At 69.8% G+C, this 25229-nt stretch carries 18 protein-coding genes; 16 read left to right on the top strand and 2 right to left on the bottom strand.

All coding sequences use genetic code 11. From position 1 onward, the window contains the following. The first annotated feature begins 83 nt into the window (after positions 1 to 83). On the top strand, positions 84 to 686 hold the full coding sequence (locus Q0653_RS10355; protein ID WP_298944511.1) for a hypothetical protein: 603 nt from the start codon (positions 84 to 86) through the stop codon (positions 684 to 686). A 7-nt stretch (positions 687 to 693) separates the two neighbouring features. On the opposite strand, the gene Q0653_RS10350 is transcribed toward Q0653_RS10355, so the two are convergent. Continuing rightward, positions 694 to 1296 carry a hypothetical protein gene (locus Q0653_RS10350; protein WP_298944510.1) on the bottom strand — a complete coding sequence of 201 codons (603 nt, stop codon included), beginning with the start codon at positions 1294 to 1296 and terminating at the stop codon, positions 694 to 696. A gap of 128 nt (positions 1297 to 1424) precedes the next feature. Between Q0653_RS10350 and Q0653_RS10345 the strand changes: the two genes are divergently transcribed. From Q0653_RS10345 to tuf, 13 genes are all read left to right on the top strand, one after another. Further along, positions 1425 to 2399, top strand: a complete 975-nt coding sequence (locus Q0653_RS10345; protein ID WP_298944509.1) for an ABC transporter — start codon at positions 1425 to 1427, stop codon at positions 2397 to 2399. A 38-nt stretch (positions 2400 to 2437) separates the two neighbouring features. Next, a complete protein-coding gene (locus Q0653_RS10340; RefSeq protein WP_298944508.1) occupies positions 2438 to 2872 on the top strand; it encodes a hypothetical protein in 435 nt (144 codons plus the stop codon). A gap of 463 nt (positions 2873 to 3335) precedes the next feature. After that, entirely contained in the window at positions 3336 to 4034 is a 699-nt protein-coding gene (locus Q0653_RS10335) for a spermidine/putrescine ABC transporter substrate-binding protein (RefSeq protein WP_298742075.1), read from the top strand. A 78-nt stretch (positions 4035 to 4112) separates the two neighbouring features. Further along, positions 4113 to 5243, top strand: coding sequence for a serine/threonine-protein kinase (locus Q0653_RS10330; protein WP_298944507.1), 1131 nt, complete (start codon positions 4113 to 4115; stop codon positions 5241 to 5243). Further along, the gene (locus tag Q0653_RS10325; protein ID WP_298944506.1) at positions 5240 to 11194 is read left to right on the top strand and encodes an Ig-like domain-containing protein; all 5955 of its coding nucleotides are present in this window, start codon (positions 5240 to 5242) and stop codon (positions 11192 to 11194) included. Before Q0653_RS10330 ends, Q0653_RS10325 begins: the two co-directional genes overlap by 4 nt. After that, positions 11191 to 12156, top strand: a complete 966-nt coding sequence (locus Q0653_RS10320; RefSeq protein WP_298944505.1) for an AAA family ATPase — start codon at positions 11191 to 11193, stop codon at positions 12154 to 12156. The genes Q0653_RS10325 and Q0653_RS10320 overlap by 4 nt, the downstream gene beginning before the upstream one ends. Then, positions 12153 to 13511, top strand: coding sequence for a DUF58 domain-containing protein (locus Q0653_RS10315; protein ID WP_298944504.1), 1359 nt, complete (start codon positions 12153 to 12155; stop codon positions 13509 to 13511). Before Q0653_RS10320 ends, Q0653_RS10315 begins: the two co-directional genes overlap by 4 nt. Beyond that, entirely contained in the window at positions 13508 to 15934 is a 2427-nt protein-coding gene (locus Q0653_RS10310; protein ID WP_298944503.1) for a transglutaminase domain-containing protein, read from the top strand. Before Q0653_RS10315 ends, Q0653_RS10310 begins: the two co-directional genes overlap by 4 nt. Continuing rightward, positions 15931 to 17400 carry a DUF5684 domain-containing protein gene (locus Q0653_RS10305; protein ID WP_298944502.1) on the top strand — a complete coding sequence of 490 codons (1470 nt, stop codon included), beginning with the start codon at positions 15931 to 15933 and terminating at the stop codon, positions 17398 to 17400. Before Q0653_RS10310 ends, Q0653_RS10305 begins: the two co-directional genes overlap by 4 nt. A 243-nt stretch (positions 17401 to 17643) precedes the next feature. Further along, positions 17644 to 18012, top strand: coding sequence for a 30S ribosomal protein S12 (gene rpsL / locus Q0653_RS10300; RefSeq protein WP_298740550.1), 369 nt, complete (start codon positions 17644 to 17646; stop codon positions 18010 to 18012). Between the two features lie 5 nt (positions 18013 to 18017). Continuing rightward, positions 18018 to 18488, top strand: coding sequence for a 30S ribosomal protein S7 (gene rpsG / locus Q0653_RS10295; RefSeq protein WP_023954027.1), 471 nt, complete (start codon positions 18018 to 18020; stop codon positions 18486 to 18488). A 74-nt stretch (positions 18489 to 18562) separates the two neighbouring features. Then, entirely contained in the window at positions 18563 to 20677 is a 2115-nt protein-coding gene (gene fusA, locus Q0653_RS10290; RefSeq protein ID WP_298944501.1) for an elongation factor G, read from the top strand. 152 nt (positions 20678 to 20829) lie between these two features. Then, positions 20830 to 22023: an elongation factor Tu gene (gene tuf / locus Q0653_RS10285; protein WP_261606362.1), complete on the top strand. Its 1194-nt coding sequence runs from the start codon at positions 20830 to 20832 to the stop codon at positions 22021 to 22023. A 582-nt stretch (positions 22024 to 22605) separates the two neighbouring features. Here tuf and Q0653_RS10280 read toward each other — a convergent pair. Beyond that, entirely contained in the window at positions 22606 to 23451 is an 846-nt protein-coding gene (locus Q0653_RS10280; RefSeq protein ID WP_298944500.1) for a DUF559 domain-containing protein, read from the bottom strand. Between the two features lie 492 nt (positions 23452 to 23943). Between Q0653_RS10280 and Q0653_RS10275 the strand changes: the two genes are divergently transcribed. Both Q0653_RS10275 and Q0653_RS10270 read left to right on the top strand, forming a co-directional pair. Beyond that, entirely contained in the window at positions 23944 to 24159 is a 216-nt protein-coding gene (locus Q0653_RS10275) for an Rv0909 family putative TA system antitoxin (protein WP_298944499.1), read from the top strand. A 59-nt stretch (positions 24160 to 24218) separates the two neighbouring features. Then, positions 24219 to 25046: a glycosyl hydrolase gene (locus Q0653_RS10270; RefSeq protein WP_298944498.1), complete on the top strand. Its 828-nt coding sequence runs from the start codon at positions 24219 to 24221 to the stop codon at positions 25044 to 25046. Positions 25047 to 25229: the final 183 nt, after the last annotated feature.

The following is a 25229-nucleotide window of genomic DNA, read 5'->3' as shown; positions in this document are numbered from 1 at the left end:
CGAAGGGCCTCGGGATCTCACGATCCCGGGGCCCTTCGCCGTGTCCGTCGGGCGCGGGCGCCTTCGCGACGTAGCGTGGAGTCATGGCCCGAGTCGGCGGCAGGAATGCCCTCATCGCGTGGGTGGTCGGCATCGGATGCGCGGCGACCCTCGGCGCGTTGGCGTTTCTCGCGCTGCCGCTGTTGCCGGCATCCCTCACGTGGGTCGAAGACACCGCGCGCGGCCCCGCAGACGGCCAGGTCAGCGAAGCCCCCGTCGAGGGGGAGCAGGGCGGTACCCCCACCGAGTGCGATCAGCTCTACGGCGAGGCGCTCTGGGCGTCGCTGCGCTTCTCGGACGGCGCGATCCTCGCGCCCTCGACCGACGCGCCCACGACAACAGCGACGGCGCTCGTCGATGCCCTCCAGCCGCAGGTGCAGCTGACGTGTTCCTGGAACGCCGACGCCGGCACGGTCACCACGACCCTCGCCACCGTGGCGACGGATGCCGGTGCCATCGCCGCATCGGCCCTGCCGGGGTCGGGGTTCGCGTGCGAGGCGCGCGAGGAGCGCATCCGGTGCACGCGCACCGACGGTGACCTCATCGAGACGATCGAGTCCGGCGGTGGGCTGTGGGTGTCCACGAGCGAGAGCGGCTGGCATCCTGAGGGGTACACCGACCGCGTCGCCGCTCAGGTCTGGCCCTGAGCCGACCTCAGCCGGTGGGCCAGAGGGAGCGGATGATCGCGTTGGTGTAGCCCGCGGGTGCGAGGTTCGTGAACTGCGTGTCGACGATGACGCCGTCGCGATAGAAGAGCGTCCGTCCCTCTTCGATCCCGAGCGTCTCGCTCGTCCAGGTCTTCTCGCACCGGACGCCTCCGGTGGGCTCGTAGCACGTGAACCCGTCGTTGCCGAGCGCGTAGAGCGCGTCGAGCGCCTCACGCTCGGGCGAGTAGCCGATGACGGTCACGAGACGTGTGGCGAGGGCTCCCGGCTCACCCCACACGCAGACCCGGCTACTGTCGGGGCGGATGCCGCCACCCATGCCCGGGGCGTTCAGCGGGACGCCGTCGAGCTGGGTCAGGACGGTGCCGCTGAGGATCGATTCGCAGTCGGTCGGCAGGGCGGTCGTCGATGCGGACGGGCCGATCGGGAAGGGGCTGATCGTGGGCTTCGGCGTGGCGGCGGGGGAGGTGGCGATCGCCACGGGTGCGTCAGAGGTCGACGCCTCCGGGGCGGGGGTGCCGGCGCACCCGCTCACCAGGAGCGCCGCAAGGCCCAGCGCGGCTAGAGCGATGTGACCTCGGCGCGCATGCATGCCTCCACGATAGGCGCGGGTTGCCCCCCGCGGCGTCGAGACACGACGGCACGCCTACGCTGTGCTGTCGTGCCCGGGCGTTACGCTCGCTGTGCGGTGGCGTGCGCCCCGCGTGAGGAGCACCCGCCATGAGCGACCCCAAGTACGGCGATCCCGTCGACGAGACCCACACGGACGACGCCGCGCACGGCGATGACGTGGTCGGCCGCGTGAACGAGAGTTTGGCCGAGGCCGAAGCCGCCTCGCGGGATGCCGTGGACACCTCCGCCGCCGGTGAGTACCCGGTCGCTCCGGAACACGCCGACAACGTCGACCACGCAGACCGCGTCGAACCGGTCGCCACCCCGGACCAGCGTGAGCCGGTCGCTGCAGAGCCCGCCGATGACCCGCTGTACCGCGGCGACGACCTGTCGCTGGATTACTCCGCCGGAGCAGCCGCCGCACCGGCCACGGTCGCCGCGGCCCCTGTTGCCGATGCCCGCACCGAGGTTGTCACGCCCAGCGAGCCGGTCGCTCCCGTTGCTGCTCCCGCCCCGCAGCCCATTTTCGTGCAGGCGCCCGAAGCGCCGCGTCCGCGCGGCAACCGCGCCGCGGCCGGCCTGATCGGCCTGCTGGCGGCCCTGACGTTCGGCGTGCTCTACCTCGCCGCGGCGCTCGGATTCCGGGCGATCGCGGGCGACGTGACCGGCGCGAACGTCGGCACTGAAGCCCTCGCCGCCCTCACCACCTGGTGGTTCTGGGTGCCGGTCGTCGTCTTCTTCATCTCGTTCTGGTCGCTCGGCGCGATCATCAACCGCGGGCGCTGGGCGCACTGGGTGATCTTCGGGCTCCTCGTGGGCGTCGCCTCTTACGGCGGACACCTCCTGGGTCAGCTCTTCCAGGCTCCGTTCTGGTCGCTCACGGCGCGCGAGGGCGCGGAGCTCGTCGAGGGCCAGCTGCTCGCCCCGCTTGCGATCGCCGCGTTGGTCATCGGTCGCGAGATCACGATCTGGTTCGGCGCGTGGGTGGCCTCGCGCGGAGCGCGGGTGACCGAGATCAACAACGAAGCCCAGCGTGAATACGAGCGCACGCTCGAGGCGGGTCCCCGACTCCACCAGTCCTGATGGAGTCCCCGGGTCCGGGGGTCTCACCGCCATTGGCGGTGACCTTCGCGGTCGTCGGGTTCTTCGCGGTCGTCATCGCCGGGTTCGGTGTGACGAGTCTGGTGACGGAGACCGATGTCATCGCGGGCCCGGGCCACGGTCAGATCCCCGGGATGGTCGGCCTTGCCGCTGCGACCCTGGCCTTCGCTGCGGTCCTGTGGACCGGCATCCGCCGCGTGCCGCCGTCGTACGGCGTCTCGTTCACGGTTGCCGTCGGGGTGCTCGTCGCGTATGTGCTGGGGATCCTCGTCGGCGCGCTCATCGAGGGGTCCGACGTGGCGGCAGCTATCGCGACGGCGGGCACGTTCGCGGTGTCGTGGTTCGCGCTCGTTCTGGCGCTGGCGGGTTTTGCGGCGGCCTGGGCCGGTGTCGCGCTCGTGCGCACGCACGCCTCCCGCCCGCGCTGGCCGTGGGAGCGCGACGACGACGAGTAGGGGAGACCGCCGGCATCCCGCCCGTCGTCGGCTGTCCCGAGCATGCTGCTCGACGAGGTGGCGCAACCCGATGGTTCGGGGCCCTCGAGTGGGCCGCTCGCGCCCCCTCTTCTGGGCGTGCGCGACGAGGTGGCGCATTCTGCGGGTTCCGCCGCGAGGGGTGGGCCAGTTGCGCCCCCTGTTCTGGGCGTGCGCGACGAGGTGGCGCATTCTGCGGGTTCCGCCGCGAGGGGTGGGCCAGTTGCGCCCCCTGTGCTGCGCCCGGTCAACACGGGGACGCAATCTGCCCCCTCAGGCGCCAGGAACCCACAGCTTGCGACCCCCAGCGCCAGACGGACGCAACCGCGCGCGCGTGAACCTGGCGGCGCGTGCCAGGTGGGGGATGCCGGCATCCCCCTCCGAACGCCACACGGCTCCGCCCCACATCCCCCGCAGGGGCCACGTGCGGGGCACAATGGGCCTTATGGAGCGGTCGATCGAGACGCAGGTGAGCCAGGCGGTCGACGCCTGGCTGCGCTGGCTGCCCCGCTGGGAGCCCGCAACGCACCGCGGACGTGTGGCTCCGTGCCGCCGGTGCTTCGGTTCGCCGGTGCTGTCTGCCGCGGGGCTCGGCGCGGATGTCCCGCACGGCGTGCAGCACGGGTTGTCGACGCGCGTCAAGACGATCATCGATCACGCGGTCGCCGACTACACGGCGCAGAATCTGCCCATGCTGCAGTCCGAGCTGGATCAGCAGGCCGCGCGCAATCGTGCCCGCAGCTACCGGCCCGCGGAGGGGCTCGATCCTGAATTCGAAGGCCTGCCGATGGATCCCGACCCTGTGCCCGGGGCTCCCTTCCTCTTCACGATCTCCGGATTGGCCGATGAGGGCGATGCCGCCCTCCCCGACCTCCCGCCCCTGAGCGCCGAGGCGAAAGCGGCGCTCCGTCAGGAGGTGGCGCTCGCCGACGACTACGCGAACCTCGTCGGCCGCGAGGTGTGCACGATTCTGCTCCACCATCGCCTGCGCATCCAGTCCGCGGTGAGTCAATACGTCGAGCCACAGATCGCGGCGATGCTGGAAGAACTCACCCGATCGCTCGATGCCCCGTTCGCCGCCCCCGTCGACCCGCCGAGCGACGGCGATTCCGACCCGACCGGCGGCGCGAGGACCGGACCGTAGCGACGAACGTCCCCCGCGGCTTTGTTAGCATTGCCGGGATGTGAGGACGGCCGTGCCGAGAGAGCGACGAGGGATGCCATGACGCGCAGACTCCCGTCCGCCCCGCCGCAGCTTCCGGGGCTCACCTATATCCGCCCGCTCGGATCGGGCGGATTCGCGGATGTCTTCCTGTACCAGCAGGACATGCCGCGGCGTGCGGTCGCGGTGAAGGTCCTGCCGACGGATGAACGCGATCCCGATCTGCTCCGGATGTTCAACGCCGAAGCCGATGTCTTGGCGCATCTGTCGGCGCATCCGGCGATCGTGACGGTCTACCAGGCGGGGATCTCCGCCGATGGCAGGCCCTACATCGTGATGGAGTACTGCCCGGGCTCGCTCGCGCAGCGGTACCGCATCGAGCGGATGCCGGTCGATGAGGTCATGGCGATCGCCGTGCGTCTGGCCGGTGCGCTGGAGTCGGCGCACCGCGCGGGCCTCATCCACCGCGACATCAAGCCGAGCAACATCCTCGTGACGAGCTTCGGCGCGGCCGTGCTCGCCGACTTCGGGATCTCATCGTCGCTCCTGCGCGAATCCGCCGGGGACGTCGTCGCGATGTCGATCCCGTGGAGTGCGCCCGAAGTGGTCACCGAGCACACCGGCGGCACGATCGCGAGCGAAGTGTGGAGTCTGGGCGCCACGGTGTACTCGCTGCTGGCAGGCCACAGCCCGTTCGAGCGCCGCGAAAAGGGGCAGAACGCCCGTGACCTGATGCGGCGGCGGATCGCGCGGGCGACGTTCGTGCCGGTGCCACGCAGTGACGTTCCCGATGCGCTGCAGCACGTTCTGGCGACCGCGATGGCGCGCGATCCCGACGCGCGCTACCCGAGCGCGCAGGCGTTCGGTGAGGCCGTGCGCGCGGTGCAGCAGTCCGTGGGGACGGCCCCGACCCCGCTGGATGTCCCCACCGACGAGTGGGCCCCGGCATCCGAGGCCATCGACTTCACCGACACTGCTGCGCGCGGGCCGGTGCGCAGCCGACTCGAGACCACGACGCGCCGCGCCCGCGCCCTGCCGGAGGAGACCCGTCACCGCCGCGACGAAGACACGAGTATGACCGCCCCGCCGGCGCCCCGCCGCGTGTGGCCGTGGGTGGTCGGCGGTGCCGCCGGATTGGTGCTTGTCTCCGGCGCGGCCCTGGCGGCCGGTATCGGGTGGGGGCTGTGGTGAATCGCCGCCGCACCGCGATCGGGGTGTCGGCCGCCGCGGCGGCGATCGCTCTCGTGGCGGGCGTCAGCATCGCCTGGCCGGGGCTGGATGCGCAGGAGACGCCGGTGCAAACGGCCTCGGCGTGGGTGCTGCAGGCCGACGGGCTGCGCTATGCGCGGGTCAACAGCGCGATCGGTGAGCTCGACACCGTCCGCGCCGTGAGCAATCCCAGTCGCATCGCCGGGGCCTCCACCGGCGCCTACATGTTCACCGACAGCGACAGCAAGGTCATCCGGATCGATGACGCGGCCCCGGTGGATCTCGATGCCGAGGGGCTGAAGACGGCGTCCTCGGCTCCGCCCGGCACGGAAGAAGTCGACTACGCGGGTGATTTCGTCGCCTACCGCACGGATGCCGGCGCGGTCTACGCCGGCCGGCTTTCGACCGGCTCGTTGACGAGGATCGAGCCGCGGGTAAGCCCCACCGACGCGGCCGATGATGTTCCCGCGTACACGTCCGACGCGATTGCGATCGATGCCGACGGGCTGCTGGTCAGCTATTCGATCGGCGACCAGACGGTCGCCCGGGTCGATGTCACGACGGCCGAGGTGCGCGGGATCGATGCGGCGCCGGCCTCGTTCACCTCACCGACCGTGACGGCGGCGGGCGAGCAGTGGGTCGTGATCGACACCGCATCCGGACTGTACCTGCCCCGGGGTGCCGACACGATTGCGTCGGCCGGCACGAGCGGCACCGTCGCGGTGGCGCGTTCGGACGCCGAGGCGGATGCCGTCTACGTCGCCGATCAGAGCGGACTCGTGCGGATTTCGCCGGACGGTGCCGAACGGGTCTTCGGCGACAGTACGACCTCGCGCGGGACCGCCGCCCGCCCGGTCGTGCGGGCGGGCACCGTGTACGCCGCGTGGCTCCCCGAAGGTGCCGGCCCCGGGACGATGTGGAGTTCGGTGGACGGCGACGTGTCCCTCGACTATGCCGGGCTCAGTCTCGGCGCCCAGCGACGGCCGGTCTTCACGGATGCCGGCAACACCCTGCTCCTCAACGACGCCCGCTCGGGGTGGGTGTGGAGCGCGCCGTCGGGAGCGCTCCTGGCCTCCACGCAGAACTGGGACATCGACGATCGCGTCGAGACGGCCGCTCAGGTCAGCGACGATGAGCCGCCGCCCGTCATCGACCCGCGGCCGCCGGTCGCGGTCGACGATGCGTTCGGTGTCCGACCCGGAGCACTCGTCGCGCTGCCGGTGCTGCTCAACGACCATGACCCCAATGAAGACGTGCTGGCGATCGATCCGGCATCCGTCACCGGGCTCGACCCGGGCTTCGGCGTGCTGACCACGACGGATGACCGCCAGCGCCTGGCCGTGCGGGTCGCGGCGGATGCCGCGGGATCGGCCACGTTCTCCTATGCCGTCACCGATGGGACCGCGGTCGACGGACTGCTGTCGCCCCCGGCCACGGTGAGCCTGACGGTGGCGGGCGAGGCGGAGAACGCGGCGCCCGCCTGGTGCGCGGTCGAGCAATGCCAGCAGACGTGGCCCCGGCCGGATGTCGCGCGCGGCGGAACGTTGACGCTCCCGGTGCTCGGCGATTGGGTCGACCCCGAGGGCGACCCGATGCTGTTGCTGTCGGCCGCCGATGCCTCGGGATCGGGACAGGTCGCCGCGACCCCCGAGGGCAACGTCGTCTATCAGCACAACGACACGGGTGACAGCGGCGAGCAGCTCGTGTCGATCGTGTTGACTGTCGGCGACGCGCGGGGTGCCACGGCGACCCGGACCCTCGATGTGCGGGTCGTGGATGACCCGCAGCCGACGTTGCAGTCTTTCGCGGTGCTCGACACCGCGGGTGCGCGGGTCAGCGTCGACGTCGCGCCCCACGTGACCGGGACGGCCGGAGAGATCAGCGTGACCTCCGCGCGGGTGCTCGACGACGCGGGCGCCACCGCGACCGTCGTCGGCGGCTCGACCGCGTTCGATTTCACCGCGCCGGCGGCGGGGAGCTACCGGGTCGCCGTGACCGTGTCGGCCGCGGGCCAGGAGGTGACCGGTACGGTGCGGATCACTCTCCTGCCCGCCGATGCGCCCGCCGATCTCTCCACGGCCCCGGTCGTGGCGTTCGTCCGCCCGCAGGCCGACGCGACCGTCGACGTGTTCGCGGCCGTCTCCAACCCCACCGGCCGCGTGCTGCTGCTCAGCGACATCGTCCGCCATCCCGCGCCGGGCGCGAGCATGGATGCCGATGCCGTCGGTCAGAGTCAACTGCGGGTCTCGGGGACGACGGCCACCGGCGACTCCGGGCTCCTCGGTACCGTGACCTATCGGGTCAGCGACGGCACCGAGGACACCGGCTCGTCGGTGATCGGCGAGGCGACCGTGTACCTGCTCCCGGTCGCGTCGGAGCATGCCCCGATCGCGGTCGATGACAGCGTGGTGGTGCGGGCGGGGTCGCAAATCGACATCCCCGTGCTCGCCAACGACATCTCGTCTTCGGGCACGCGCCCCCGCCTCGATCCCGAATCGATCGTGTCATCGTCGACCGGGGTGCTCGCCTTCGCTTCCGGCGACGTCCTGCGCTACCTCGCGCCGACCGAGCCGGGCCAGTACAGCATCCAGTACCGCGCCTTCACGACCGGCGCCCCCGACCTCGGCGACCAGGCGACCGTGCACGTGCGGGTCGTCGCTGACGACACGAACCGTGAACCGCTGCCGCGCTCGTTGAGCGGCCGGGTGCTGAGCGGCCTGACGACCTCCATCGCCGTGGATGGCTTCGGGATGGACCCCGACGGCGATGTGGTCCGGCTCGCGAGCATCGTCGATCAACCGGCGCGCGGCTCCGCGGCGATCTCGGCCGACGGAACGTCGATCATCTACACGAGCGTTCCCGGCGACACCGGTCAGGTCGAGTTCCGCTACCGCGTCGTCGACACGTTCGGCGCGGCGGGCGAGGGGCGGGTCCGCATCGGCATCCTCGGTGGCGATGCCGACCCGAGCCCGATCACCTATACCGACTACGTGCACGTGCAAGCCGGCGCGGACAGCATCATCCGTGTGCATCCGTTGGCCAACGACCTCGACCCGACCCAGGGCGCGCTCACCCTCACCGGCGTGCGGCCGGATGTGCCCGAGACCGCCGAGGACGGCACCCCTTCTCCCGAGTATCGGCGGCTGGCAGCGCGCATCGTCTCGGTGACCGACGACACCGCCACGATCGCGGCCGGCGCGGAGCCCGGGACGATGGCTTTCCTCTACGACGTGGAGTCGTCCTCCGGCAACACGGCGCGCGGGCTCATGGTCGTCCGGGTCGTCGCCCAACGCGTGCCCGACTTCCCGGTCGTCGTGGACACCGTGCTCAGCGCTCAGGACCGCGATGATCTGCGCACGGGGGTCGACGTGCTCTCCGGCAAGGTGTTGTGGTCCGGCGGCGATTCCGCCGCGTTGACTGTCGGCCTGTGGGGCGATCCCGAGGGGGTGCGGGTTTCGGGATCGCGCATCCGGGGCGACGTCGGTGAGGACGCGCGTGTGATCGCGTTCTCCGTCACCGGAGAGACAGCCACCGGCCCCGTGACGACCTACGGGTTCTTGCGCGTGCCGGCCGCATCGGAAGCCACCGTCTCGCTGCGCCCCGGGGTCGCGCCCGTCCAGGTCGGCGAAGGGCAGGACGTCACGTTCGACGTGTCCGATTTCGTGTCGCAGCCGCGGGGCAGTGTGCTGGAGATCGGTGACGGGGTTCGTGCGTCCGGCGCGCGCGCTGCCGGAGTGTGCGCGCAGGAATCGGGCACGACGTTGCGCTACGCGGCGGGGACCGGTGCGCCCTGGAACGACGGATGCCTGGTTTCGGTCCGCCTCTCGGGGCAGGCGGCGTGGGCGGTGCTTTCCGTCCCCGTCGTGGTGACACCGATCGACCCGCAGCCGCTCGTGAGCGCCGCCTCGTACGAAATCGCGCCCGGCGAAAGCCACACGGTGGATCTCGGGACCCTGACCACCTGGCAGGGTGCCCCCGAACCGATCGTGTACCGGATCAGTGGCGACGCAGCATCCTTCGACGTGACGCTGACGGGCGCGACCTTCACGGCACGGGCGCGGGATGCCGCGGTTCCGGGCGCGGTGGAATCCGTGTCGGTGGAAGTCGCCAGTCATGCCGGGGTGGCCCCGGCCCGTGTGACCCTTCGCGTGGGCGCGGCTCCCTCTACCCTTCCGCAGGGGGGAACCGTCCAGCAGCAATGCAGTCAGGCCTCAGGGTCGTCCTGCGCGATCGATGTGATCGCCGCACCGGGCGAGATCAATCCGCTGCCCGCGACGCCGCTCACCCTCGTTGCGGCATCGTCGGCGAGTGCATGCGTGGGCGTGAGCTTCGCGGTGGCGTCCGCCACGCGCGTGGTCGCGAGTTGGACCGACGATGCGCCGGGCGCGACCTGCGTCGCCGCCTTCACCGTCCGCGACGCGCAGGGGCGCGAAAGTACGGGCGCCCGCAACGGGCGGATCACGCTCGACCTGCAGGGCTTCCCGAAGGCGCCGGCCAGCATGACCCAGAGTTCCTACGCGAACGGGACCCTGACCCTCCGCGTCGACCCGGGCGCCGCCTCGTCGGCCGCCCCGGCGATCACCGGTTTCGAAGTGCGCCAGGCTGGTGCGGTCGTCGCGACGTGCACTCCACAGGGGGTCTGCCCCGCGATTGCGGCGCCCAACGGCGAACAGCGCACCTACGAGGCCGTCGCCGTCAACGCCGTCGGTGCGTCGCGGACGGCCGTCCGGACGATCGCGTGGGCGTACGACCCGCCGGCTGCCCCGACGTCCGTGTCGGCGGCTCCGGTCGCCACGACTGGAGAGGGGGGCATGGCCGCGATCACGATGCGCGGGGTGGATGCCGCCGACACCGGCGCGCTGCAGGTCGCGAGCCCCGCGGGAGAGACGGTGTCCGTCGCCGTGAGCCCTACGCAGACAGAGGTGACCCTGCCGTCGTTCGGGGTGGGATCGAACACCGCCACCACGGTCACGGTGACCCCCGTCTCCCGGTTCGACGTGCCGCCGGGCCTCGGCGGCCCCGCGATCGAGTCGGTCAGTGTCTCCGCGCACGGCATCGGCGCACCGTTGTCGCCAGCACTCACCCTGACGGCGGTCAACACCGGCAACGGTCGGGCGGAGGTCACGGCTGTCGGTTCAGCCGCATCCGGCGGCGACGGCTCGACGCTGCGGTACGGCATCGTGCCGGATGGCACGGCGTGCACGGTGTCGGACGGCGGTGAGCGGGAGGTCTTCCCGAATCTTCCCGACGGCCGCCAGTACACGTTCGTGCTGTGCGTGGAGTCGTGGTTCGACGGTACGGTCTTCGGGCGCGTGACAACGAGCGCCGACGTGCGCGCCGCGCAGAACGGCGCCGCCCCGCGGAACTACACGTTCGTCGTCGGCCCGACCGCGCGGGTTGCCGACGGGCGTGCGACATGGACGATCGACAGCACACCGACGTCCCCGGAGAGGCCGCCGGAGAGCAACGTCGCCGTGTTCGACGGATTCCCGACGGGCGTCTTCGACAGCGATCCGCGCATCCGCGTCAGGTACGAGCACACCGCCGGGTGGTGGCAATCCGCCTGGGGTGAGGTCACTCCGGCCCGCGGGAGCGCGCCGTATCAGGTGCAGGCGCGCTGGTCGCTCGGCGCCTGCACGGGGGGCTCGCTCCTCGAGCCGAGGGGGACCTCGACCGACGGTCGCGCGTCGATCAGCTTTCCCACCGATGCGATCACCTACACCGACGCGAACGGAGAGGTTCTGCCGACCGGTGGCGACCCCCTCCGGGTGCCGGATGCCGCTGTCCGCGTCACGGGTGTCGGCGTGCGCGTCGACTGGCCCGTGTGGAACCTCGACTCCGCGACCGCCGAGATGTCCGCCACGTGCACGCCGTTGCCGCCGACCGAACCCGAACCAGAGCCCGCCCCCGGAACCGAGGACCCACTCCCATGACGATCACCACCGAGCAGGCGACCTGGTTCGCGCAGACCTTCGCGCACCTGGCCGACAACGTCGAGCGGGCCGTGCTCGGCAAGCGCCATGTCGTCGAACTCATCCTCACCGCGATGCTGAGTGAGGGCCACGTGCTCATCGAGGACGTCCCCGGCACGGGGAAGACCTCGCTCGCGCGGGCGATCGCGCAGTCCGTGCAGGGGACGAACACCCGCATCCAGTTCACCCCCGACCTGCTGCCCGGCGACATCACGGGCATCACGGTGTACGACCAGAAGACCGGCGATTTCGACTTCCACGCCGGTCCGATCTTCGCCAACATCGTCCTCGCCGACGAGATCAACCGGGCGAGCCCGAAGACCCAAGCGGCGCTCCTGGAGGTCATGGAGGAGGGCCGCGTGACGATCGACGGCATCACGCGCGCCGTCGGCAAGCCCTTCCTCGTGCTGGCGACCCAGAACCCTGTCGAGCAGGCGGGCACGTACCGCCTTCCCGAGGCGCAGCTCGACCGCTTCCTGCTGCGCACCTCGCTCGGCTACCCCGATCACGCCGCGACGGTGAGCATTCTCGGCGGCGCGGCGGTGGCGACCGAGGAGCTCGCCGCCGTCATCACCCCGGATGCACTCGTGGGGATGAGCGAACTGGCCGCCGATGTCTACGTCGATGCGCTCGTGCTCGACTACATCGCGCGCCTGGTCGACGCGACCCGCTCCGCGGATGAAGTCCGCCTGGGTGTCAGCATTCGCGGGGCGCTGGCGCTCACCCGCGCCGCGCGCGCCAGCGCCGCCGCGCAGGGGCGTACCTTCGTGACGCCCGACGACGTGAAGCGCTTGGCCGTGCCGGTCCTCGCGCACCGCCTGATCCTCCACCCCGAAGCCGAGTTCGACGGGGTCACCCCCGAAGCGGTCATCGGACAGGTGCTCCTCGACGTCACGCCGCCGACGCGCCGGGAGGCTCCGTGAGCCTTCCCGACACCCGCCTGACCCGGACGTCCGCCTCCACCGGCGATCGCACCGAGCGCACCGAGGTCACCTCGGCGCGCTCCCGCGCGGTCGTCGGGGCGGCCGTCCGGGCCTCGCGGGCGTGGGCGGCGGTGCGCAGGGCGCTCCGCACAGCGATCGCGTGGTGCGCGCGGACGGTGCGCCCCGCGGGTGCGCTCGTGATCGCCGTCGCGACGATCGGGTTCCTCGCCGGGCTCATCTTCGGGTGGGTCGAGGCGCTCGTCGCCGGAGCGCTCGCCCTCGTGTTCCTTGTCCTCAGCATCCCGTTCCTCTTCGGGACGCGCACCTACGACGTCGACCTCACCCTCGAACACGAGCGCATCGTCGCCGGCAACGGCGTCTCGGCGACCGTGACCGTGCGCAACACCGGGGCACGGGCGGCGTTGCCCGGTCGCATCGACGTCCCGGTGGGGGCGGGCCTCGTGGAGTTCGGGGTGCCGCTCTTGCACGCCGGTCAGGAATCACCACGGACGCTCGAGATTCCCCCGCAGCCGCGGGGGATCGTCCGGGTGGGCCCGGCCACCACGGTGCGCTCCGATCCGCTCGGGCTCCTGCATCGCGAGCACGCGTTCGACGACATCCACGACCTCTACGTCCACCCGCGGACGCTGACCGTGCCGTCGTCGAGCGCCGGGCTCATCCGCGACCTCGATGGCAACCCGACGCGTCGCCTGGTCGACGCCGACATGTCTTTCCATGCCATCCGGGAGTACGCGCCGGGTGACTCGCGGCGGCAGATCCACTGGAAGTCGACGGCCAAGACCGGACGACTCATGGTGCGTCAGTACGAAGAATCGCGGCGCTCGCGCATGGCCGTCGTGCTGGGCCTGGCCGAAGACGAATTCGCGTCGCCCGATGAGTTCGAGCTCGCCGTCAGCGCCGCCGCCTCGCTGTCGCTGCGGGCCGTGCACGACGCGCGCGATCTCGAGATCGTCGTGGGCGCCGAGATCCCTCGTGTCGTCCGCGGGCGCCTGCGCGCGATCCGGCATTTGCCCACCGGCGCTCCGCGGGTCGTCCTCGACGGCTTCAGCTCGGTCGAGCGCCTGAGTAACACGATGGCCTTCCGTGATGTGTGCCGCCTCACCGCGGAAGCAGCCGAGCGCCTGTCGATCGCCGTCCTCGTGGTCGGCTCTGCGGTCTCGCTCACCCAGTTGCGTCAGGCGGCTTTGGCCTTCCCGGCGGATGCTGCCGTCGTCGGCATCGTGTGCGACGAACACGCGCACCCGCGCACCCAGATCGTGGGACCGCTGACGGTGCTCACGATCGGCACTCTCGAAGACCTCGCCGGGCTGCTGCTGCGAGGAGCGACGTCGTGAGAAGCTCCCCGCACATCACCGCCGGCTCCTTCTACGTGGGGGTGTCGGTCCTGCTGGCCGCGGTCGCCGCCTGGCCGATCTATCGGTCCGAAGCCTTCCTCGTGCTCGTCGGGGTGGCGACCCTGCTTGCCGTCGGCATCGCGGTGCTCGTCACCTGGCGGCGCTGGGGCGGAGGGGCGACCGCCGGGCTCCTGGCGGGAGCCTTCTTCGTCTTCGGGGTTCCGCTGGCCGTCCCCGGACGCCTGGGCGGGCCGAGCGAGCTCCTCCACGGCCTCGGCGAACTCGCCGCGGGGCTCGTGGTCGGGTGGAAAGATCTGCTGACGGTCCAGGTGCCGGTGGGGAGCTACCGCAACCTCCTGGTCCCCGCACTCGTGGTGTTCCTCGTCGTAACCACGCTGGCACTGCGGGCCGCGTGGCGGTCGGATGCCGGAGCGCTCGGGGCGGTGCCCCTGAGTCTCGGCATGGTCGGCTTCGGCCTGTTGTTCGGGCGTACCGACGTGAGCGCCCCGCTCACGCTCGGGCCGGTGACGCTGGCCGCGCCCGTCGAGACGGCGCTGGGCGTCACGTGGCTCGTGGCGGGCGTGCTGTGGCTGTCATGGCGGAGCCGGGAGGAACGCGTGCGGGCGCTCCGCCGCGCCGCGGAATCGACGGGCGTGCGCATGCGGCGGACCGCACCGGCCGATGCGCGCCGGCTGGCACTCGGGGTGGGCATGATCGCGGTCGGCGCGCTCGCGGTGGGCCTCGTCGTGCCGGCCGCCGCGGCATCCGCCCCGCGCACGGTGCTCCGCGACGCGACCGGTCCGCAGGTCGAGATCTCCCGCGAGATCAGTCCGCTCGCGTCGTTTCGCGCGCTCTTCGCCGACGGCACCTTCGGACAGGTGCTCTTCTCCGCCACGGGAGAAAACCCGCCCGAGCGCGTGAGGCTGGCCGTGCTCGACGCCTACGATGGCGCGGTCTTTCGCACCGATGCGACGGCCTCGGGAGCGCCTTTCGTCCGGGTGCCGGCCGGGCGCGACGCGGGCGACGGTGAGCCCGCCGAGGTCGATGTCGTCATCGGCACGCTGGAGGGCATCTGGATGCCCTCGGCCGGGTCGCTCGCGCGCGTCGACTTCGGCGGCGGGCGCGCCGTGTCTCTCGCCGACGGTTTTTACTACAGCCCGGACCTTTCGGCCGCGGTCCAGACCGGCACGTGGGCGGCCGGTGACACCTACCGCCTCCGCGCGGCGGTTCCCGCGGTGCCGGACCTGAGCGAGGTGAGCGCGCCCGGCGGACTCGAGGGCACGACCCTGGCCCCGGCAAGTCTGCGCGCGTGGGTGGAGGAGCACACCACCGGCACCGGGGGAGCGGCCCTCGCTTCTCTCGTCGAGCTCCTCCGGGCGCGCGGGTACCTCTCGCACGCGTTGGTCGGCGACGACGGCGGCGCCGAATGGATGCGTGACCTCGGCGACTATCGCTTCGCCCCGAGCGCATCGGGACACTCCCTCGCACGGATCGACGACATGTTCGCGGCGCTCGCCGAGCGTGAGGCCGATCCGCGGGCCGCCGCGACGGGCAATTACGTTGCCGCGATCGGTGACGACGAGCAGTTCGCGACCGCGGTCGCCCTCATCGCGGGCGAGCTGGGCTTTCCCGCGCGCGTGGTCGTGGGTGCGCGCCTGTCCTCGGCCGATCCCGGCGTCAGCGTCTGCGCCGCCACCGGATGCCGGTCGGGCGACATGTCGGCCTGGGTCGAGGTCCGCGCATCCACGAGTGAGTGGATCCCGATCGATGTCACCCCCCAGCACACCCAGGCACCGAGCCGCGAGGTGACCGAGCAGCCGGATCCGACGATCGGCACGGCCGTGCGGCCGGCCACGGTCGACGAAGTCCAGCCGCCCAAGCCCGCGCAGGAAGACACCTCGGGCGCGCCCCCTCCGGACGAGCCGGCTGATCTCGGCTGGCTCTGGGCGGGTCTGCGCATCGCGGCGTGGTCCCTCGGAATCCTGGCGGTGATCGCCGGGCCGTTCCTCCTCGTGCTCGGTGCGAAGGCGCTCCGTCGTCTCCGCCGTCGCACAGCCGAGCGTCCGGCCGACCGAGTCGCCGGGGGGTGGGAGGAGTATCTCGACGCCGCTGTGGATGCCGGACGCCCTGCGCCGGCGGCATCCACCCGCACCGAGATCGCGGCCCTGCACGCCTCACCCGGGGCCTCGGTGTTGGCCACGAGCGCGGATGAAGCGGTCTTCTCCGCCGCCGCCGTGGACGACCTCGACGCCGACGAGTTCTGGCGCATCGTCGATGCGGAACGCCGTTCTTTCGCCCCCGGGTTCTGGGCCCGCGTGCGTGCGGCCGTATCGTTGAGATCGTTCGTCCCGCCCGGGCGCCGGCCCGCACCGCAGATCGAGAGGGGGAGTCGCGTGTCTGAGACGTCGCGACACACCACATGACGCCGATGGTCGACGAATCGCTGCTCTCGCTTCTCGGGCTCTTCGGGCTCGTCATCGGCGTGATCGGGTACCTGTGGGCGGGCCTTGCCCTCTCAGCGATGTTCCGCAAGATGGGCGAAGAGCCGTGGAAGGGCTGGGTGCCCTTCCTCAACCTCGCGACCGTGCTCCGCTGGGGCGGGTTCAATCCCTGGCTCGTGCTCGTCGGCCTGTTTCCCGTGGTCGGACCGATCGTCCTCCTGATCCTCCTGATCGTCTCGGCCCACCGCATCAATCCCGGTTTCGGGTACGGCACCGGCATGACCGTGCTCGCGGCCTTCTTCTTCATCATCTGGGCGAGCATCCTCGGGTTCGGCCCCGCCCGGTGGTTGGGCGCGCGGGCGGCGGCCTGGCGCCCCGCGGTCACGGATCCGCTGGAGGCCGCGTCCGCTGCGTCGCCGGTCGAACCGGCCGCGCCGCCGGCACCGGTCGTCGCGCCGCCGTCCACACAGGTGGAGACCTCGCCCGACGCGTTCGCCCCGCCGCCGCCGCGCACCGGTCCGGTGTGGGTGCCGCCGGACATCACGACCTCCCCGCCCGCCGCGGCGGCGCCCCTCGCTCCTGCCGTCGAGGCACGTCCGGTCACGCCTGTCCCGCCCGTGACGCCGGTCGCTGCGGCGCCCGTGACGCCACCCGCACCGCCGGTGGCGGAGGAACCCGAGGAGATCTCGTGGCCGTCCGAGATCGATGACGTCTCGGCCGTGTCCCCCTCCCCGTTCCCGCCGAGCGCCGCCGCGGGACGTCGCTACGCCGCACCGCCGGTGCGTGAGGACGAGCCCGCCGACGACCACAGCGGCCCCATCGCCTTCGTCCCCGGGCGGCGATCGAGCGCCGAACCGGCGGCCGTCGAACCTCCCGTGACGCGGATGCCGGCTGCCGTCCCGGGCACCCGCCGGGCGGCACGCACCGACGATTCGGACGAGCCGGAGGCATTCCCCGAGCTCTCCGGCGAGGTCTCCGCGGTGATCGGCGCGCCCAGCGCCGGCACGCCGCGTTCGGCGATGAGCTCGGTCTCGGCCCAGCAGCGCCGCCAGGAACCGTTCGGCGACGAGGACGACGACCTCGAGCGCACCGTCATCGCCCGGCGCCTGAAACGCCCCGCCTGGGAGCTGGTCCCGGCATCCGGCGTGCCCCTGCCCCTGACCGCGGATGTCGTGATCCTCGGCCGACGTCCGGCTGCTGATCCGGCCTTCCCCCGGGCGCAGCTTCTCGCGGTCCCCGACAGCGCGCGCACCGTGTCGAAGACCCACGCGCGCATCGAGTTGCGCGGCGAACGGTGGCAGATCACCGACCTCGCCTCGACCAACGGTGTCCTGCTGCGCACCCTCATGGGAGAGGAGCTCGAGATTGAACCGGGCACCGAACTGCAGGCGGGGGAGCGGTTCTATCTAGGTGACGAGGAGTTCCTGCTCCACCGGGTCGAAAGCTGAACCCACGACCGTTTGACCGGGTTCCCGCGCACCCGTATGATAGAGCGGGTGTGCGCTCATGCGCGCCCTGCGTCATGTCTCGACACGACACGGGCCGAATGTGCGCTACATCACGGGAACGACCTGCGAACAGGTCGCCCCCACGGCATATCCACCACCCAAAAGCATGGCTCTTCTGCCGCGCCGGTGGATTTGTGGTGAAACCACGAACGCTGTCACCGTGCAGCACAACAAGGAGAGAACGTGCCAACCATTCAGCAGTTGGTTCGCAAGGGTCGCTCGCCCAAGGTCACCAAGACCAAGGCACCCGCCCTGAAGTCGAACCCGCAGCAGGCCGGCGTCTGCACCCGTGTGTACACGACCACGCCCAAGAAGCCCAACTCGGCGATGCGCAAGGTCGCCCGTGTGAAGCTCCGCAACGGTACCGAGGTCACCGCGTACATCCCCGGTGAGGGCCACAACCTGCAGGAGCACTCGCTCGTGCTCGTCCGTGGAGGCCGTGTCAGGGACCTCCCCGGTGTCCGTTACAAGATCGTCCGTGGCGCCCTGGACACCCAGGCCGTCAAGAACCGTAAGCAGGCTCGCAGCCGCTACGGCGCAAAGAAGGGTTGAGTTAGATGCCTCGCAAGGGACCCGCACCCCGCCGCGTCGTCGTCAACGACCCGGTCTACGGTGCTCCGATCGTCACCCAGCTGGTGAACAAGATCCTCGTCGACGGCAAGAAGTCGATCGCCGAGTCGATCGTCTACACCGCGCTCAAGGGTGTCGAAGCCAAGAACGGTCAGGATGCCGTCGCCACGCTGAAGAAGGCGCTCGACAACGTCCGTCCGACCCTCGAGGTCAAGAGCCGCCGCGTCGGTGGCTCGACCTACCAGGTGCCCGTCGAGGTCAAGCCGCACCGCGCCAACACGCTCGCGCTGCGCTGGCTCGTCTCCTACGCGAAGGGTCGTCGTGAGAAGACGATGACCGAGCGTCTGCAGAACGAGATCCTCGACGCCTCGAACGGCCTGGGTGCCGCGGTCAAGCGCCGCGAAGACACCCACAAGATGGCCGAGTCGAACCGCGCCTTCGCGCACTACCGCTGGTAATCAGCGTTTCCGATGGCCGGCCCACCTGGGCCGGTCATCCCCGCGACATTCCCCACCACAAGTAAGGACACCCCGTGGCACAAGAAGTGCTCACCGACCTCAACAAGGTCCGCAACATCGGCATCATGGCGCACATCGATGCCGGCAAGACGACGACGACCGAGCGCATCCTCTTCTACACGGGTGTCAACCACAAGATCGGTGAGACGCACGACGGCGCATCGACGACTGACTGGATGGAGCAGGAGAAGGAGCGCGGCATCACGATCACGTCTGCCGCTGTGACCTGCTACTGGAACAAGAACCAGATCAACATCATCGACACCCCCGGTCACGTGGACTTCACGGTCGAGGTGGAGCGTTCGCTCCGCGTCCTCGACGGTGCCGTCGCCGTCTTCGACGGCAAGGAGGGCGTTGAGCCCCAGTCCGAGACCGTGTGGCGTCAGGCCGACAAGTACAACGTCCCGCGCATCTGCTTCGTCAACAAGATGGACAAGCTCGGCGCCGACTTCTACTTCACGGTCGACACGATCATCAGCCGCCTGGGCGCCAAGCCCCTCGTCATCCAGCTGCCGATCGGTGCGGAGAACGACTTCCTCGGGGTCATCGACCTCGTCGAGATGCGGGCGCTCGTGTGGCCCGGTGACTCCAAGGGTGACGTGACCATGGGCGCCAAGTACGAGATCCAGGAGATCCCCGCCGACCTCGCCGAGAAGGCCGCCGAGTACCGTCAGCGTCTGCTGGAGACGGTCGCCGAGACCGATGACGCGCTGCTGGAGAAGTTCTTCGGTGGCGAAGAGCTCACGGTCGCCGAGATCAAGGGCGCGATCCGCAAGCTCACCGTCGCGAGCGAGATCTACCCCGTGCTGTGTGGGTCGGCGTTCAAGAACCGCGGCGTGCAGCCCATGCTCGATGCGGTCATCGACTACCTGCCGAACCCCCTCGACGTCGGCGCCATCGAGGCGCACGACCCGAAGGACTACGACGCGATCATCGAGCGCCACCCCGACGCTGAGGACCCGTTCGCGGCTCTCGCATTCAAGGTCGCGGTGCACCCGTTCTTCGGTCGCCTCACCTACATCCGCGTCTACTCGGGTCGCCTTGACTCCGGTGCGCAGGTCATCAACTCGACCAAGGGCAAGAAGGAGCGCATCGGGAAGATCTTCCAGATGCACGCCAACAAGGAGATCCCGGTTCCGGCGGTTTCCGCCGGCAACATCTACGCCGTCATCGGCCTGAAGGACACCACCACCGGTGACACCCTGACCGACCCGGCCGCGCCCGTCGTCCTCGAGTCGATGACCTTCCCCGAGCCCGTCATCGAGGTCGCCATCGAGCCGAAGACCAAGGCCGACCAGGAGAAGCTCGGCGTCGCGATCCAGAAGCTCGCCGAAGAAGACCCGACCTTCCGCACCGAGCTGAACGCCGACACCGGCCAGACGGTCATCAAGGGCATGGGCGAGCTGCACCTCGACATCCTCGTGGACCGCATGAAGCGCGAGTTCAACGTCGAGGCCAACGTCGGCAAGCCCCAGGTGGCCTACCGCGAAACGATCAAGAAGGCCGTCGAGCGTCACGACTACACGCACAAGAAGCAGACCGGTGGTTCGGGCCAGTTCGCGAAGATCCAGTTCGCGATCGAGCCCCTCGATCTCGCGTCCGACCAGACGTACGAGTTCGAGAACAAGGTCACCGGTGGCCGCATCCCGCGTGAGTACATCGAGCCGACCAACCAGGGGTTCCAGGACGCGATGAACGTCGGCGTGCTCGCCGGCTACCCCATCGTGGGCGTCAAGGCGATCCTGCTCGACGGTGCATCGCACGATGTCGACTCCTCCGAAATGGCGTTCAAGATCGCCGGATCGATGGGCTTCAAAGAGGCGCTCCGCAAGGCGAACCCCGTCATCCTCGAGCCGCTCATGGCGGTCGAGGTGCGCGTGCCCGAGGAGTACATGGGCGACGTCATCGGCGACTTGAACAGCCGTCGCGGCCAGATCCAGTCGATGGAGGATGGTTCGGGCATCAAGATCGTCCGTGCTCTCGTTCCGCTGTCGGAGATGTTCGGATACATCGGCGACCTGCGCTCGAAGACCTCGGGCCGCGCCGTCTACTCGATGGAGTTCGACTCGTACGCGGAGGTCCCGCGGGCCGTCGCCGACGAGATCGTCCAGAAGAACAAGGGCGAGTAACACCGCCTGGCCGGATGCTGTGCGCCACGGAGGCGCACAGCATCCACCCAAACTGAATACAGAACCGTCAACTACACTGACACCATCCCCGTAGAGCACCGGTCGCAAACCAGCGACCGGGACCTCTACACGAACGTCCTGAGGAGGACCCAGTGGCTAAGGCCAAGTTCGAGCGCACCAAGCCGCACGTAAACATCGGAACGATCGGTCACGTCGACCACGGCAAGACCACGCTCACCGCAGCGATCTCGAAGGTGCTTGCTGACAAGTTCCCGTCCGCGACCAACGTGCAGCGTGACTTCGCGTCGATCGACTCCGCTCCCGAAGAGCGTCAGCGCGGCATCACGATCAACATCTCGCACGTCGAGTACGAGACCCCGAAGCGTCACTACGCGCACGTCGACGCCCCGGGTCACGCCGACTACATCAAGAACATGATCACCGGTGCTGCTCAGATGGACGGCGCGATCCTCGTGGTCGCCGCCACTGACGGTCCGATGGCTCAGACGCGTGAGCACGTGCTGCTCGCCAAGCAGGTCGGCGTTCCCTACCTGCTGGTCGCGCTGAACAAGAGCGACATGGTCGACGACGAGGAGATCCTGGAGCTCGTCGAGCTCGAGGTCCGTGAGCTGCTCAGCTCGCAGAACTTCGACGGCGACAACGCTCCCGTCGTCCGCGTCTCGGGCCTGAAGGCTCTCGAGGGTGACGAGCAGTGGGTCAACTCCATCGTCGAGCTCATGGAAGCCGTCGACGAGAACATCCCCGACCCCGTGCGTGACAAGGACAAGCCGTTCCTCATGCCGATCGAGGACGTCTTCACCATCACCGGTCGTGGCACGGTCGTCACGGGTCGCGCCGAGCGTGGCACGCTGGCCATCAACTCCGAGGTCGAGATCGTCGGCATCCGCCCGACGCAGAAGACCATCGTCACGGGTATCGAGATGTTCCACAAGCAGCTCGACGAGGCGTGGGCCGGCGAGAACTGTGGTCTGCTCCTGCGCGGCACCAAGCGTGACGACGTCGAGCGTGGCCAGGTTGTCGTCAAGCCGGGTTCGGTTACGCCCCACACCAACTTCGAGGGCACGGCGTACATCCTGTCCAAGGAGGAGGGTGGCCGTCACAACCCCTTCTACACGAACTACCGCCCGCAGTTCTACTTCCGCACCACGGACGTCACCGGCGTCATCTCCCTGCCCGAGGGCACCGAGATGGTCATGCCCGGCGACACCACGGACATGACGGTTGAGCTGATCCAGCCCATCGCCATGGAAGACGGACTCGGCTTCGCGATCCGTGAGGGTGGCCGCACCGTTGGTGCCGGCACCGTCACCAAGATCCTGAAGTAATACCGCGTGATCTAGAACGCCCCCGGGAGCCTCGTGCTCCCGGGGGCGTTCTGTGCTGTGCGGGTGTGAGTGTGAGGGGTGTCTGTGCTCGTCCTCGCGCGTGCGCGCACGGGGCGCTGCCCCTGCGTGTACGCGGCGTGAGGAGATGTACACGCATGAGGGGGATGCTGCGGCATCCGCCCTCTGTTGTGTACTTCTCCTCCCGGTGTGCCAGCGCGCAGCGCACCCCGCGCGGGGCGCCTGTGCTGCCCCTGCGTGTACACGGCGTGAGGAGATGTACACGCATGAGGGGGATGCTGCGGTATTCGCCCTCTGTTGTGGTCATTTCCTGCCGTGGCGCCCAACTCCGTTGGCACTACTCAGACCCTGGTGCGCCGTGCACCGGGTCCGGGCGCCGGGCACGAGGACATGTGCGCGCATGCGGGTAGATGCTGCGGCATCCACCCGCTGTGCGGCGTCCAGCGGCGGTGGCCCGTGTTCTTCGCCCGGTGTGTACGCGGCATGAGGAGATGTGTGCATATAAGGGTGGATGCTGCGGCATCCGCCCTCTGTTGTGTACTTCTCCTCCCGTCGTGCACGCGCTCAGCGCGCCTGGTGCAGCCCCTGGGCGACCGCGCGCATGAGGAGATCCTGCACGGCGGGCCAGTCGTGCATCATCTGCCGATAGCCCACGCGGAAGACCGTATATCCCCGGAGACGGAGCTCGGCGTCGTGGGCGATATCGCTCTCCCGCTGCCGTCCGACGTGGGTGCCGCCATCGATCTGCAGCACGAGTCTGTCACCGATCAGGAGGTCGACGCGGTGACCGTAGAGCCAGGTCTGCCGACGGAGCGGTAGGCGCAGCCACCGCAGCCTCGGGACCACATAGGTCTCGAGCCCGGCATCGGACCACGGCTGCGCGTCGGCGAGTAGCCGCCGCGCAGCGGGCCCCCAGGTGAAGCCGCGGAGGAGATCGATGTCGGTGAGCTTCTGGTGGAGTGCGGATTCCCAGACAGCGAGCGCATGTTCATAAGGCTGACAGGTCGCCACGATCTGCAGCACGTTCTCGATGGGGTCAACAAGCGATGACGGATGCCGGGGGACAAGGGGAGCAGTCCAGTGCACACGCGCCGGGAGTCCTGCAGCGCGGCTGGAGTGAGCGGGGGCACCGACGTGCGGCGTCGCGATGCCCTCCGGCATCCACAACCCGCGCCGCGCGGCGGCGGTCACGCACGTCAGCACGATTCCGGCGCGCGCCGCGGCCACGAGGTACGGGTCGGCCCCGGGAAGCGCGACCCATCCCCGACCGGCGGTGATCAGGGCGCCATCCGCCCGCAGGCCGTCGATCGTGCGCCGCGAATGCCCCGCATCCCGCAGGTCGCGAAGGCGAGCCAGACCATCGCGGGTGGTGACAGTGCGCAGTGCGGCAGCGCGAGAGGAGGAACTCATCTGCACAGCGTGCCGCGCCGCCCGAAGCCCGGAGCATGCTGTGCGCGCATCTGTGGACAGTTTCGGCCCCCACCGACCTGTGGAGGCATCTCTGCGCATACTCCTGCCGCGCCTCTTCACTGCGTGCCCGCGCGCTCCCAAGGAGGAGATGTGCCGAGCGGAGGGTGGATGCCGCGGCATCCTCCTCGTGCGTGTACATCTCCTCGCGCGGTGCGCGGAGGACGAGCGGGGCAATGAGCCGCGTGGTGGACGGGCACGGCAGCTCGCGCCTCGCACTCCGCGGCGCGTGTATTGCGTGTCTTGTGTCTACCCGCGTGCTCCCCGGGAGGAGATGTACCGAGTGGAGGGTGGATGCCGCGGCATCCACCTCATGGGTGTACATCTCCTCGCGCGGCGCGCGCGGCAACCGCGGAAATCACGCGTGACAAGTCGCCCGCACTCACGCCAAGATGTCTTCTGTGTGCGGAGAGTCTGCGCGCGGGAGGGGCCGTAATGGGAATCGAAGATCTGGTCAATCAGGGCAAGGACTTCCTGGAGCAGAACAAGGCGAAGATCGACGAGGTGATCAAGAGCGATCAGGCAGAAGACGTGAGCGACAACGTCCTCGACGCCGCCGCTGAGTTCGTCAAGAAGGTGGCTCCCGACAGCGTCGACGCCCATGTCGACGGCGTGCGCGACAACATCGACAAGGCAGTCGGCAACGAGTAAGAATCCACTCGGAGAGGGGTCGGGGGCATCGCTCCCGGCCCCTCTTGTCTTGTCCGGCAGTGCTTAAAAACATCCTTCGAGACCACTCCGAACGCTTCAACAAGACCGGCTGCGGCACGGCGCCCACGTGCTACGTCCCGCTGCTGCAGACCGTCCACGACAACGTTCGCGCGGTCGATCCTGATCTTCCGCTGGTTGCGGGGTCGACGGCCAACTATGACGCGGCCTGGTTCGATGGCCTCTGGCAGGCCGGTGGCATGACGTATGCGGATGCCGCGAGCTACCACCCCTATCAGATCGTGACCGACCCGGCCGCGCTTGGGACGATCATCACGACGTCACGAGAGAGCATGCAGACCTACGGCGGGGGAACCCTGCCCATCTGGATCACTGAGCTCGGATCGACCTCCACAGGCGGCATGCCGTCGCAGCTCGAACAAGCGGAGTTCGCGTTCAAAGCCTCGATCACGGCATTCGGCAACGGAGTCGAGAAGTTCTTCTGGTACGACCTGATCAACGACAGCCCGGATCCCACCGTGCACGAGGGGAACTTCGGGCTCTTCGGCCAGCCGATCTCGGGTGTCACCGCTCTGCCGCCCAAGCCGGTCGCAATGGCCGTTGCACTGGTGATCACCCACCTCGCTGATCATGAGGCCGCCGCGGCTGAGCCCTTGTCTGCTGACGTGCTCTCGTACGCCTTCGGCGACGGCGACGATCTGACAAGATTCGCCTGGGCTCCGGCGGGTGCCACCACGGTGCAGATGAAGGCGGAGGGCGCCGTCGAGGTGACCGCCGTGAGCGGTCAGGTTACAACGGTGACACCGGTGGACGGCGTTGCCTCCGTGCCGGTCTCTGAGGAAGGCGTCGTCGTACGCGTGCTGCCGTGATCGCGTCCGTCGATTCGCTTTGAGTCGGGATGTCGCTATAGGCTCGTGAACAGTATCCTCCTGGGGGAGAGTCACGCCGGCTCTTCTGTGGGAGGGTCGTTCCCGTCGCATCCCGCACACTGCGGCGGCACCTTCTCGGGAGGGTACGTTATGCGCACGCCTGCACGGAACGGAAGCTCGTCG

It is taken from the genome of uncultured Microbacterium sp., assembly GCF_947488465.1.
Taxonomy (GTDB): domain Bacteria; phylum Actinomycetota; class Actinomycetes; order Actinomycetales; family Microbacteriaceae; genus Microbacterium.
Note: the sequence above shows the minus strand (reverse complement) of the source record. Positions and strands in the feature narration are given on the sequence as shown.